Annotated in this window: 11 protein-coding genes; 5 read left to right on the top strand and 6 right to left on the bottom strand. The window is 72.8% G+C overall.

What is annotated here, in order from left to right:
* Positions 1 to 305 precede the first annotated feature (305 nt).
* Both ACGF4C_RS30225 and ACGF4C_RS30220 read left to right on the top strand, forming a co-directional pair.
* Positions 306 to 1,505, top strand: coding sequence for an ABC transporter ATP-binding protein (locus ACGF4C_RS30225; protein WP_393570374.1), 1,200 nt, complete (start codon positions 306 to 308; stop codon positions 1,503 to 1,505).
* 440 nt (positions 1,506 to 1,945) lie between these two features.
* Positions 1,946 to 2,830 carry an ABC transporter permease gene (locus tag ACGF4C_RS30220; RefSeq protein ID WP_393570384.1) on the top strand — a complete coding sequence of 295 codons (885 nt, stop codon included), beginning with the start codon at positions 1,946 to 1,948 and terminating at the stop codon, positions 2,828 to 2,830.
* A 32-nt stretch (positions 2,831 to 2,862) separates the two neighbouring features.
* Here the strand turns inward: ACGF4C_RS30220 and ACGF4C_RS30215 are convergent, their stop codons facing one another.
* Entirely contained in the window at positions 2,863 to 3,180 is a 318-nt protein-coding gene (locus ACGF4C_RS30215) for an ATP/GTP-binding protein (RefSeq protein WP_393570372.1), read from the bottom strand.
* A gap of 192 nt (positions 3,181 to 3,372) precedes the next feature.
* Between ACGF4C_RS30215 and ACGF4C_RS30210 the strand changes: the two genes are divergently transcribed.
* Positions 3,373 to 4,422, top strand: a complete 1,050-nt coding sequence (locus ACGF4C_RS30210; protein WP_393570370.1) for an LLM class flavin-dependent oxidoreductase — start codon at positions 3,373 to 3,375, stop codon at positions 4,420 to 4,422.
* A 109-nt stretch (positions 4,423 to 4,531) separates the two neighbouring features.
* Here the strand turns inward: ACGF4C_RS30210 and ACGF4C_RS30205 are convergent, their stop codons facing one another.
* A complete protein-coding gene (locus ACGF4C_RS30205) occupies positions 4,532 to 4,924 on the bottom strand; it encodes an SCO5389 family protein (RefSeq protein WP_030414121.1) in 393 nt (130 codons plus the stop codon).
* Positions 4,925 to 5,173: 249 nt separating this feature from the next.
* On the opposite strand from ACGF4C_RS30205, the gene nucS reads away from it, so the two are divergent.
* On the top strand, positions 5,174 to 5,836 hold the full coding sequence (gene nucS / locus ACGF4C_RS30200; RefSeq protein WP_030414122.1) for an endonuclease NucS: 663 nt from the start codon (positions 5,174 to 5,176) through the stop codon (positions 5,834 to 5,836).
* A gap of 92 nt (positions 5,837 to 5,928) precedes the next feature.
* On the opposite strand, the gene ACGF4C_RS30195 is transcribed toward nucS, so the two are convergent.
* The 4 genes from ACGF4C_RS30195 to ACGF4C_RS30180 all read right to left on the bottom strand — a co-directional run bounded on the left by ACGF4C_RS30195 (position 5,929) and on the right by ACGF4C_RS30180 (position 10,994).
* Positions 5,929 to 8,541, bottom strand: coding sequence for an ATP-binding protein (locus ACGF4C_RS30195; protein ID WP_393570367.1), 2,613 nt, complete (start codon positions 8,539 to 8,541; stop codon positions 5,929 to 5,931).
* Positions 8,542 to 8,870: 329 nt separating this feature from the next.
* Positions 8,871 to 9,194 carry an STAS domain-containing protein gene (locus ACGF4C_RS30190; protein WP_030414124.1) on the bottom strand — a complete coding sequence of 108 codons (324 nt, stop codon included), beginning with the start codon at positions 9,192 to 9,194 and terminating at the stop codon, positions 8,871 to 8,873.
* A gap of 145 nt (positions 9,195 to 9,339) precedes the next feature.
* Positions 9,340 to 10,188, bottom strand: coding sequence for a 3-hydroxyacyl-CoA dehydrogenase family protein (locus tag ACGF4C_RS30185; RefSeq protein WP_310726557.1), 849 nt, complete (start codon positions 10,186 to 10,188; stop codon positions 9,340 to 9,342).
* Between the two features lie 164 nt (positions 10,189 to 10,352).
* On the bottom strand, positions 10,353 to 10,994 hold the full coding sequence (locus ACGF4C_RS30180; RefSeq protein ID WP_393570364.1) for a TetR/AcrR family transcriptional regulator: 642 nt from the start codon (positions 10,992 to 10,994) through the stop codon (positions 10,353 to 10,355).
* Positions 10,995 to 11,074: 80 nt separating this feature from the next.
* Between ACGF4C_RS30180 and ACGF4C_RS30175 the strand changes: the two genes are divergently transcribed.
* A complete protein-coding gene (locus tag ACGF4C_RS30175; RefSeq protein WP_393570362.1) occupies positions 11,075 to 11,857 on the top strand; it encodes an ABC transporter ATP-binding protein in 783 nt (260 codons plus the stop codon).
* Positions 11,858 to 11,861: the final 4 nt, after the last annotated feature.

The following is an 11,861-nucleotide window of genomic DNA, read 5'->3' as shown; positions in this document are numbered from 1 at the left end:
TTTGGGACGTAAAGCGACAGCAGTCCCAAACACCGGCCCCGCAGGCCCGTCACCGCACCCACCACAAACCCAGCCCGCCGCAGGCGCAACGGCGAGACCACCCGCGGCGCGAGAGACGAGTACGTGCGGGGCGCCGCAAAGCGCGCAACGGCGACCAACACCCGCGGCGGGACGGCCAAGTACGTGGGAGGCACTGCAAAGCGCAGCGAAGGGGATTAACGGGAACCGTCAACGCACCGATAGCCTCCTAATCCTCACGGGGGCACGAGGGCGCCTCTGCCCCGACCATCTGCGAGGGGCGGAGAATGATCGAGGCAGTCGGCCTGACGAAGCGCTACGGCGCCAAGACGGCCGTGTACAACCTGTCGTTCCAGGTGCGGCCGGGCACGGTGACCGGCTTCCTGGGGCCCAACGGGTCCGGGAAGTCGACGACCATGCGGATGATTCTGGGGCTCGACGCACCGACGTCGGGGAGCGCCACGATCGCCGGCCGCCCGTTCCGCAGCCTCCCGAACGCCCCGCGCCAGGTGGGCGCGCTGCTGGACGCCAAGGCCGTGCACGGCGGACGCAGTGCGCGCGCGCATCTGCTGTCGCTGGCACAGCTGTCCGGCATTCCGGCCCGGCGGGTCGACGAGGTGCTGGGCGTGGTCGGTCTCCAGGACGTCGCCGGGCGGCGGTCCAAGGGCTTCTCGCTGGGCATGGGGCAGCGGCTCGGTATCGCCTCGGCGCTGCTCGGCGATCCGCAGGTGCTGCTCTTCGACGAGCCGGTCAACGGCCTGGACCCGGAAGGCATCCTCTGGGTCAGGAACCTGATGAAGCAGCTCGCGTCCGAGGGGCGTACCGTCTTCGTCTCCTCGCACCTGATGAGCGAAATGGCGCTGACCGCCGAGCACTTGATCGTGATCGGCCGCGGGCAGCTGCTCGCGGACATGTCGGTCAAGGACTTCATCTCGGCCAACTCGGCCGATTTCGCCCGGGTGCGGACGCCCGACACCGAGCCGGAGCAGCGCGAGAAGCTGACCGCCGCCATCGGCGAGGCGGGCGGCCGGGCCACGCCGGAGCCGGACGGTGCGCTGCGGGTGACGGGGCTGCCGCTGCCGCGGATCAGTGACCTCGCGCACGAGGCCGATGTCCGGCTGTGGGAGCTGTCGCCGCACCAGGCGTCCCTGGAAGAGGCGTACATGCGGATGACGCAGGGTGCCGTGGACTACCGCTCGACCAGCGACCCGCGGGCCGGTCTGCAGGAGGTTCCGGCGGGGTACGCCCCGCCGGGGTACGGCGGCGGCCCGGGGGTTCCCGGTCAGCTGCCCAACCCGTACGCCCAGCAGGCGGCCGGCGCCGTTCCCGGGCCGGGGTACCCGCCGCCCGCGCCGGCTCAGGGTCACCCGTACGGGGCACCCGCACCGTACGGGGCGCCCCACCCTTACGGGCAGCCGCCCGCCGCGCCGATGCCGCCCGCCGCCCCCGTCGACCAGCCCGTGCCCCACACCGAGGACGCCCGATGACCAGCCCTCAGCAGCCGCAGCCCCAGCCTGAGCGCGCCCCGCAGGAAGCCGCCGCCCAGCCGCCGGTGCCGCCCGCCGCACCTCCTGTGCCGCCCACCGCACCGCCCGCACCGCCTGCGTCGGAGCAGCCCGCGCCCGCCAAGGACGCGGGCACGATGATGCTCCAGGCCCAGGCCCAGCCCCCCGCGCAGTCCCCCGCACAGCCTCCGGTCAAGGAGGGCGGCACGATGATGCTCCAGGCGCAGCCGATGCCCGAGCCGCGGCCGCTCGCCGCGCACGGGCCCGGCAAGGGCAAGGACGCCGGCACGATGATGCTCCAGGCCCAGCCCCATCAGCCCCAGCAGGCCGAACAACCCCAGCAGGCGCAGCCCCAGCCGCCCGCCCAGGCCCCGCAGGCCGCCGCCCCCCAGGCGCAGCCGCCGGCCAACGGGGGCGGCACGATGATCCTCCAGGCGCAGCCGCCCGTACCGGCGCCCGCGCCGCAGGGGCAGCCGCAGGGCCAGGCGCAGCCGCCGGTTGCGCCGCACGCCCCCATGGGCGCCGGCGGTTACGTCTCGCCCATTCCGGTGCGGCCGGCCCATCTCGGCCATGCGCTGGCCTCGGAGTGGACGAAGATCCGCTCGGTGCGCTCGACGATCTGGACGCTGGGCGTGATGCTGCTGCTGATCGTCGGCATCGGTCTGCTCGCGACCCTCGCCGCGGGCTCGGACCGCGAGATGGACCCGCTGCTCGCGGTCGGGTTCGTCGGCGTCCTGCTCGGCAGCCTGTGCGTGATCACCCTGGGCGTGCTGTCGATCTCCTCGGAGTACGGCACCGGCATGATCCGTACGACGCTGACCGCCTGCCCCAGCCGGGTGCGGGTGCTGACCGCGAAGGCGATCGTGTTCTTCGGGCTGGCGCTGGTGATCACCACGATCGCCACCACGCTGGTCGCGCTGCTCGACTTCGCGATGCTCAACGGCCCGGCGCCGACCACCGACCAGTGGCTGCGCGCCACCGTGGGCGCGGGTCTGTACGTCGCGCTGCTCGGTCTGCTGGCGCTGGGCGTGGGCACGCTGCTGCGGCACTCGGCGGGTGCCATCAGCGCCATGATGGGCCTGGTGCTGCTGCCGATGCTGCTGGCGCTGTTCCTGCAGGGCGAGAGCGTGAAGGAGCTCCAGCGGGCGCTGATCGAGTACTCCGTACCCAGCGCGCTGGCGACGCTCTACGACATTCCGTTCCTGCCCAGCGGCCCCTCGGGCTGGACCCCGCTGTGGATCCTGGCCGGGGTCACCGCGGTGGTGCTGGGCGGTGCCTACGCCGCCATCGCCCAGCGCGATGTCTAGGACGACCGGGGCCCGGTGAACCGGACAAGGCCTCAGTAGCGAGGCGCATTACGGGACCGCTGGAGCCGTGCGCTCCGGCGGTCCCGTGCGTTCCAGCAGACCCGGTGCCAGTGCCGGCGGTCGTCGACGTCGCCGTGCTGCGGCCAGGCGACGACGTGCGGGACGCCGGGCGGGATCTCCTGGTCGCAGCCGGGGCAGCGGTAGTGCTTGGCCGCGCCGCCGCCCCCGACCTGCCGTACGACCCACTCCTCGCCGCGCCACTCCTCGGTCCGTTCGAGCCCGTAACGGTCGCCGCCCGTGCGGTCGATGGGCTTCGCACCGCCGTGCTGGCGGTTTCGACGCGGGGACACGGGCACACCTCATAAAGGGGGAAACGGGGTCACGGGCTGTCACCAGCGTACGCGGCGCTCTGCACGGCCCGTTCCGGACGGCAGGTTTCTGTGATCATCGGGAAATTCCCGGCGAGGCCGTGCCCTTGGCACGTGTCAGGCGTTGTTGCCTGTAAGGGGGGAGTCGCGTCGGCTGCGAGGAGGCAGAGAGCGATGCGTGTCGGAGCTTTCATCCTGGCCGCTCAATTCCCCGGTCAGGGACAGGGGGAAGCACTGCACCGGGCGGTGCGTTCCGCCGTGGTCGCGGAGGAGGCGGGCCTCGATGCGGTCTGGCTGGCGGAACACCACTTCGTACCTTACGGCGTCTGCCCGAATGCGGTGACGCTGGCCGCGCTGCTGCTGGGCCGGACCCGCCGGATCGGCGTCGGGACGGCGGTGAGCGTGCTGCCGACCCAGCATCCGGTGGCGCTCGGCGAGTCCGCGGCGCTGCTGCACCTGACGTCCGAGGGGCGGTTCACGCTCGGCGTCGGCCGGGGCGGCCCGTGGGTGGATCTGGAGGTCTTCGGTTCCGGGCTCGCCGCGTACGACCACGGCTTCCCCGAGTCGCTCGATCTGCTGCTGCGCTGGCTGCGCGAGCCGCGGGTCGGTGCGCAGGGCGAGCGGTACGCCTTCCGCGAGGTGGCGGTGGTGCCGCGGCCGGACCAGGCGCTGATCGATCCGGACGAGCCGGGGGCCGGGCCGCCGGGTCCGCCCGTGGTGGTGGCCTGCACCTCCCCGTCGTCGGTGCGGATGGCCGCAGCGCGCGGGCTGCCCATGCTGCTGGGCATGCACTGCGGGGACGAGGAGAAGGCGGAGATGATCGCGCTGTGGCGGTCGGCCGCGCGCGAGGCCGGCCGGGACGGAGAGGAGATCGCCGCGGCCGAGCACGTCTCGGCGGGTGTGGTGCAGATCGCCGATGCCCGTGAGGCCGCGACGGAGACCCTGATGAAGGCGATGCCGGGCTGGCTGCGCCAGGGGCTGGGCGCGCATGTGACGGTCGACGGCCGCTACCGTTCGATGCGCGATCCGCTGGCGTACACGGAGTTGCTGTGCGGGCTGCATCCGGTCGGCCCGCCGCAGTGGTGCGCGGACCGCCTGGCGGCGACGTCGGAGCGCACCGGCATCACCCGCTTCGCGCTGCTCGTCGAGGGCTCCGGCGATCTCGCGGCGACGGAGGAGAACGTCCGCCGGCTGGGCACGGAGGTCCTGCCGCAGCTGGTGTGACCGTCGGGGCGGCGGTGTGCGGTCGCCGTCGTCGTGCGGTGGTGCTGCCGCTGGCGCACCGTCTGCGGGGCGCGCCCAACCCCGCGCACGGCAGCGGCAGCAACTCCGTTCAGCAGTCGCGGAGTTCGGGCGACTGGTTGAGCAGCTGGCCCCGGACGGAGGTGAACCGGGCCAGCCGGTCGTCCACCGCCGGGTCGAGCGGGAAGACCGCCACCCGGTGGCAGTTCTGGAAGGCGAGGCGCACCCCGAAGTGGCGCTCCAGCGAACCACGGATCGCGTCACTCGCCAGTGCGCGCAGCAGCTGACCGCGCGCCTGCTCGTCCGGCGGCGGCGTCTGGTTGTCGGCGAACTCTCCGCCGTCGACCTTCAGCTGGGCCACCAGGGAGCTGATCATCCCCCATGCGTAGGGGAGGGAGTTCCGGACGCAGTCGACAAAAGCGGCTTCGTCGACCTCGCCTCGCTCGGCCTGTTCGAGGAGGGCCGGTGAGACGTCGAGCGACATGAGGTTCTCCTCTCGCGGCCCCGCCGGGACGGACGGGGCCTAGGGCTGGGACAAGGGGTTTCGCGACGGAGCGTGTTCGCCTCACGACCCCCCGCTTCAACGGTATGCCGCGCAAGAGGCCCGCACCAGGAGATTGCACATACAACCGGCCATTGGTGGGCGCCTGGGGTGCGGGGGTTTCCCCCGTAAAGGCACCTCCGTCCAGGGCGAATCGCGTAGCCGGCCCTCGGTCGAGTAGCGTGGCGCACCATGCGTCTCGTCATTGCCCGCTGCTCCGTGGACTACGCGGGCCGGCTCACCGCCCACCTTCCCTCCGCACCGCGCCTCATCCTGGTGAAGGCGGACGGTTCGGTCTCCATCCACGCGGACGACCGGGCCTACAAACCCCTCAACTGGATGTCCCCGCCCTGCACTCTCAAGGAGGGCGACGGGGACGTGTGGACGGTGGAGAACAAGGGGGGCGAGAAGCTCATCATCACCCTCGAAGAGGTCATGCACGACTCCTCGCACGAGCTGGGTGTCGACCCCGGTCTCATCAAGGACGGTGTGGAGGCGCACCTCCAGGAACTCCTCGCGGACCGGATCGAAACCCTCGGCGAGGGCTATTCGCTGATTCGGCGTGAATACCCCACTGCCATCGGACCGGTGGATATCTTGTGCCGGGACGCCGATGGGCAGACCGTGGCCGTCGAGATCAAGCGGCGCGGCGAGATCGACGGGGTCGAGCAGCTCACCCGTTATCTCGAACTCCTCAACCGCGACCCGCACCTGGCGCCGGTGAAGGGTGTTTTCGCGGCGCAGGAGATCAAGCCGCAGGCGCGGGTACTGGCCACCGACCGCGGTATCGGCTGCGTGGTGCTGGACTACGACGCCCTGCGCGGCATCGAGGACGACAAGCTCCGGCTGTTCTGACCCGGCCCCGGCGGAACAGACCCCCTACGGCACACGGCGCGACGGCCCGGTCCTCTCGGTACCGGGCCGTCGCGCCGTGTCGTACGGGGGCGTTACGCGGTCGGGGCGCTCTGCGTGCCGGCGGACGAGGCCGTGCCGCCCGAGGACGTGCTGCTGCCGTCCGAGCCCGCCGGGGAGCTGCCGGTGGGCGCGGAGGCGGAGGCAGCGGTGCTCTGGGAGGGCTTCTGCGTCGCCGGGTCGGTCGTCGGGTCGGTCGGGGTGGGGTCGGTCGGTTCGGTGCTGGGGTCGGTCGGCGTCGGGTCGGTCGGCTCGCTCGTCGGCCGGTGGGTGGACGGGGTCGGCCGGCCGGTGGGCGTGGTGGGCCGGCCGGTCGGGGTGGTGGGGTCGGCGGTCGGGTCGGTCGGGTCGGTGCCGGGGTCGGTGGGTTCGCCGGTGGTGGCGGAGCCGCTGGTCGACGGGGCCGGGCTGCCGGGGCGGCCGGTCCGGGCGGGCTTGGCGCCGTGGCCGGTGGGCGGCAGGCCGGTGCCGGTGGTGGGGTCCGCGGCCGGCAGGTCGGGGCTGGTGCCGTCGTCGGTGGTCTGCTCGGTGCTGACCTTGTTGTCGGGGGCGTCCTCGCCGCCGGAGGTCATGCCGAGGGTGATGACGGTGCCGAAGACGGCCACGAGCAGGGCTCCGGCGCCGGCCGCGACGAGGTTGCGGCGGGCACCGAGCAGTGCCTTGACGCCCTTGGCGCCGCCGGTGGCCGTGGTGGCCGGGAGGGCCGTCGTGGCCGCCGTCGAGGAGACGTTGCGGGAGATCACGGTCGCCGAGGTCGCCTCGGCGGCGGACGTCAGCCGCAGCTTGGCGGTGGACACCGCGTCGGGCGAGGCGGGTCCGTCCGCGCGGGGCCCGGCGGAGGGCTTGCCGCCGGAGCCGGCCGGCGGGAGCTGCGGGACGGCCGTGGTGGCCGCGGAGGCGGCCCGGGACCGGTCGGTGACCAGCGCCAGCGCGCGCCGTCCGGCCACTGCGCCGTTGCGGTCGGAGAGCACACCGCGCAGCCCGATGGACGCCTCCAGTTCGGCGCGGGCCCGGTCGAGGCTGCCGGTGCAGAGCGCGAGGACGCCCAGCTCGTGGTGGAAGTACGCCTCCTCGGCGACCTCGCCGGCCAGCCGGGCGGCCTCCTGGCCGTGCCGCAGGGCGCGTTCCCAGGCGCTCCAGTGCAGCGCGGCGGCGAAGGCGGGGGCGGCGGTACGGGCGAGCAGTACGGCCGCGCTGGCGTGTCCGCTCTCCCGGCTGCCGGTCAGTACGGCCATCGCGGCGAGCGCGGCGTCGGACTCGGCGGCGGCCCGCTCGGGGGTGACCGAGGGGTGGCCGGCCCACCAGGCGTAGTGCTGGGCCGCGGTGTGCGCCCGGGCGGTGGCGTCCTCGGCGTAGCCGGCCGCGGTGAGCTGGTCCAGGACGGTAGCGGCGAGCCGGTAGTGGCTGCCGACGGGGCTGATCAGTCCGCAGGCGAGCAGTTCGCCGAGGGCGGCGTCGGCGTGGGTGTCCTCGGTGAGGGCCGGCAGGTGCGCCTGGTGCGGCAGTTCGCCGCCGAGCGCGACGGCGAACCGCAGGGTCTCCCGGGCGGCGGCGCTCAGCCCCTGGGCGAGCAGCGGGGCGGGCGCGGCGGCCTCGCCGAGGGAGGGCAGCGGGGCCTCGGGGGCGTCCTCGGTGCCGTCGGTTTCGTCGGTGCCGTCCGTGCGGGCGGTGTCCCGGCCGCCGTCCGTCGTCCCGGGCTGCTCGGCCGGGAAGAGGCCGTAGCCGTCGTCGAGGGCGCCGGCGCGGTTGCGGCGCCGGTCGCGCTGCCGGAGCAGGGCGGCGGCCTGCACGAACCGCAGCGGCAGCCCCTCGGACTCGAACCACAGGTCGGCGGCCCAGGCCGCCTCGTCGTCGGTGAGCGGCCGGTCCACGGCGCGCTCCAGCATCCGTACGCAGCCGGCCCGGCCGATGCCGCCGAGGAAGACCTCTTCGAGGTGCGAGGCGGCGCTGGGCGCGGCGACGTCGGGGGTGGCGGCGACCAGGAAGGCGCATTCGGGGGTGGCGTCGAGCAGTTCGTCGAGCGCGGCGCCGCCGAATTCGAGGTCGTCGAGGACGACGATGGCGCCGATCTCGGCGACCAGGCGCAGCAGTTCGGGCCGGTCCGGGCGGTGCTGCGGGGCGCGGTGGACCGCGGCGAACAGGGCGTACAGCAGGTCGGTGGCGGTGCGGTGGTAGCCGGAGAGCCGGACCACGCCGTCGGGGGCGAGGTCGGCGCAGGCGGTGGCGACGGCGTCCAGCAGACGGGTGCGGCCGGAGCCCGCCGGGCCGGTGAGGCGTACCGAGCGGCCGCGGGAGAGCAGCCGGACCAGGCGCTCGATGTCCTCGGTGCGCTCTTCGAGCGTGCTGCCGTGCCCGGCGGATCCGGGCGGTCCCGGGGGCACCGGGGGTGCGGCGGCGCGGGCGGCCGCGGCGCGCTCCTGGGCGCCGAGCCGGACGGGTTCGTCGGGGCGTTCGCCGGGTGGGCAGGGCTCTATCTCGCTGCCGTCGACGGGGTTGACGGTGACGAGGTAGTTGCCCGAGACGAGCCGGACGACGCGGGCCGGGCCGTTGGGGCCGCCCTTCGCGCCGCCGAACGCGGGGGCCGGCGGATCGGCAGGAGTGCCCTGCTCGCCGTGTTCCTCAGGTCCCCGGTGAGTGTTCGGGTCCATGCTGCAAGCTCCCACGTGTACCGTGCCGAATGCGCTCCGGCCGTCCGCGCGGGTCTGCCGCGGCAGGTGGCCCCCGCCGTCGCGTCCGGTCCGGTGTCCGCCGCGGATGATGGCATACGGGCGGGATCCGAACCTTAGACCCGGAGCGCGGGGCCTTGCACGGGCGGGGGCGGGCACTGCCCGAAAGCTCCCGGTTCAGCCGTTGTGACGTGTTCTGTGCGGACCCTCCGCGGGAGCCCGCAGGGGCTTCCGCAGAGGTCGCGCAGGACTTCAGCAAGCGCGCCGGTCCCCCGTTCCTCCGGCGCGCTCCCCTTCTCGTGCCCGGGCTGTCACACCCGGGGAAGCGATTCGGCTTCGATGCCGCCCTCGATGGCGAGGATGCGGTGGAGCCGGGTGGCGACCAGCAGACGCTGCATCTGGGGCGGCACCCCGCGCAGTACCAGCCGCCGGTTGACCCGGCCGGCCCGGCGGTGTGCGCCCATGATCACACCGAGGCCGGTGGCGTCCCAGGAATCCAGCGCGGTGAGGTCCAGCACCAGGTCACCCCGACCGGAGTCGACGGCCGTGTGCAGCGCCGTCCGGGCGTCCGCCGCGCTGCGGACGTCGAGGCGGCCCTCGACGACCAGCTCGGCGTGGTCGCCCCTGATGTGCATATGCGCTCCCCTGTGTCATGGGTTCATGCATGGACGTCTACAGATCTGACTGCCTCTCATGCGGCGAAGTTGCCGCCTGTAAGCGAACCGATACCGAATTCACCCCATGGGGTGACCCCATCAGGCCCAACGACCTGACGCGGCATCAGTGCTCGTAGAAGCCCTGCCCACTCTTGCGTCCGATATCGCCCGCGTCGACCATGCGTCGCATGATCTCCGGCGGCGCGAACTTCTCGTCCTGGGACTCGGTGTAGATGTTGTCGGTGGCGTGCAGCAGGATGTCGATGCCGGTCAGGTCGGCGGTGGCCAGCGGGCCCATGGCGTGGCCGAAGCCCAGCTTGCAGGCGGTGTCGATGTCCTCGGCGCTGGCCACGCCGGACTCGTAGAGCTTGGCGGCCTCGACGACCAGCGCCGAGATCAGCCGGGTGGTGACGAAGCCGGCCACGTCGCGGTTGACGACGACGCAGGTCTTGCCGACGGACTCGGCGAACTCCCGGGCCGTGGCGAGGGTTTCGTCGCTGGTCTTGTAGCCGCGGACCAGCTCGCAGAGCTGCATCATCGGCACCGGCGAGAAGAAGTGCGTCCCGACGACCCGCTCGGGGCGGGAGGTGGCCGCGGCGATCTTGGTGATCGGGATGGCGGAGGTGTTGGAGGCCAGCACCGCTTCGTCCTTGACGAGCTTGTCCAGCGTCCGGAAGATCTCGCGCTTGACGTCGATCCGCTCGAAGACCGCCTCGACGACGATGTCGGCGTCGGCGGTGGCTTCCAGGTCGGTCGTGGTGGTGATGCGCGCCAGCGCCTGCTCGGCGTCGGCCGCGGCCAGCTTCCCCTTGGTGACGAACTTCTCGTACGAGGCCTCGATGCCGCCCTTGCCGCGGGCCAGGGCCTCGTCCGTCACATCGCGGAGCACCACGTCCCAGCCCGCCTGGGCGGAGACCTGCGCGATACCGGACCCCATCAGTCCGGCACCGATGACGGCGAGCTTCTTTGCCACTGCTGTCCCCTCACACCCTGTGCATTTGAAAGTCTGTCGGTCTTCGGGTGACGTTAGCGGTCGTTGGCGATCCATTGGTGGGTAAGAGATGCGCGTCACGCCCGCCCGTCACCCGACATGGCGGACATCACACCCGAAGCAGCCTTCCTGCGAGGTCGCGCCGCTCAGCCGGCCGCCCGCACCCCGTAGTTGAGGACCCGCTCGCTCAGCAGCTCCTCCATCTCGTCCAGCAGGACCAGCGCCTCGCGCGAGACCACCGCGGGCTTGCGGCCGGCGATCATCTCGTGGGCGATGGTCGTCATCAACGTCTGGTGCACCCAGTTGATCTGGCCGGCCATCAGGGCGGGCATCGGGTCGCCGTCCGCCGCCCCGGTCTCCTCCCGGAGGGTGGCCTCCAGGTCCTCGTACTGCTCGCGCTGCATGTGCCACAGCCGGGCCTGGAGGGACGGCGAGCCGTGGACGACCTTCATGAAGCGGTCATAGCCCTCGATGAGGCCCACCTTGGGTGAAACGTTCTCCACCTCTTCGCGCAGCTCCCTCAGGACGGCGAGGGCGGCGGACTCCCCCGCGCGCCGGCCCCGTACGAACCGTGACAGCCGGTCGATGAGGCCCTTGCCGCGGTCGAGGAAGAGGTCCTCCTTCGCCGGGAAGTAGTTGTAGACCGTGTTGACCGAGACGTCGGCGGCCTCGGCGATCTCCGCGATGGTCACCGCGTCGAAACCGCGCTCCAGGAAGAGACCGGTCGCCATGTCCGAGATGTACTGGCGGGTCTGCCGCTTCTTCCGCTCCCTGAGTCCCTCTGCCATGGCCCCAGCCTACCCCTCGCTGGGCACATTGAAATTTTGGGGACGTTGCAATTTTTCAGGCTCTCTGTTTTTCTAGCGGCATGCCCGTACTCAGCACGTCCGGACTCGCCCGGACCTTTTCCACCAAAAGCGGCCCCGTCGAGGCCGTCCGCGGTATCGACCTCACCGCCGAGCGCGGCGAGATCCTCGGCTTCCTCGGCCCCAACGGCGCCGGCAAGACCACCACCCTGCGGATGCTGACGACCCTCCTCGCCCCCACCGGCGGCACCGCGACCGTCGCCGGCTGCGACCTGGCCCGCGACCCGGCCGGGGTGCGCCGCGCCTGCGGATACGTCGCCCAGTCCGGCGGCGTCGACCCGAACGTCTCGGTCCGCGAGGAACTCGTCACCCAGGCCCGCCTCTACCGCCTGGGCAAGGCCGAAGCCCGGCAGCGTGCCGAGGAATTGGCCACCGACCTGGACCTGACCGGCCTCCTGGACCGGAAGACCGCGACCCTCTCCGGCGGCCAGCGGCGCCGGCTCGACATCGCCATGGGCCTGACCCACCGCCCCGAGGTCCTCTTCCTCGACGAGCCGACCACCGGCCTCGATCCGGGCAGCCGCGCCGACCTCTGGGACCTGGTCCTCCGGATCCGCGCCCAGCACGGCACGACCGTGTTCCTGACCACCCACTACCTCGACGAGGCCGATGCGCTGGCCGACCGGCTGGTGATCATCGACAAGGGAGTGGTCGTCGCCGACGGCACGCCGGACGCCCTCAAACGCGCCCACGGCGGCTCCCCCGACGCGTCCCTCCAGGACACCTTCCTCGCCATCACGGGCCGCGGCATCACGCCCCGGGACACCACCCCCCTCGCCGTCTAGGAGC

The sequence above is a fragment of the Streptomyces sp. NPDC048197 genome (assembly GCF_043202395.1).
GTDB classification, from domain to species: Bacteria; Actinomycetota; Actinomycetes; order Streptomycetales; family Streptomycetaceae; genus Streptomyces; species Streptomyces siderophoricus.
The sequence above is the reverse complement of the archived record's forward strand: the minus strand, read 5'-3'. Positions and strand labels throughout refer to the sequence as shown.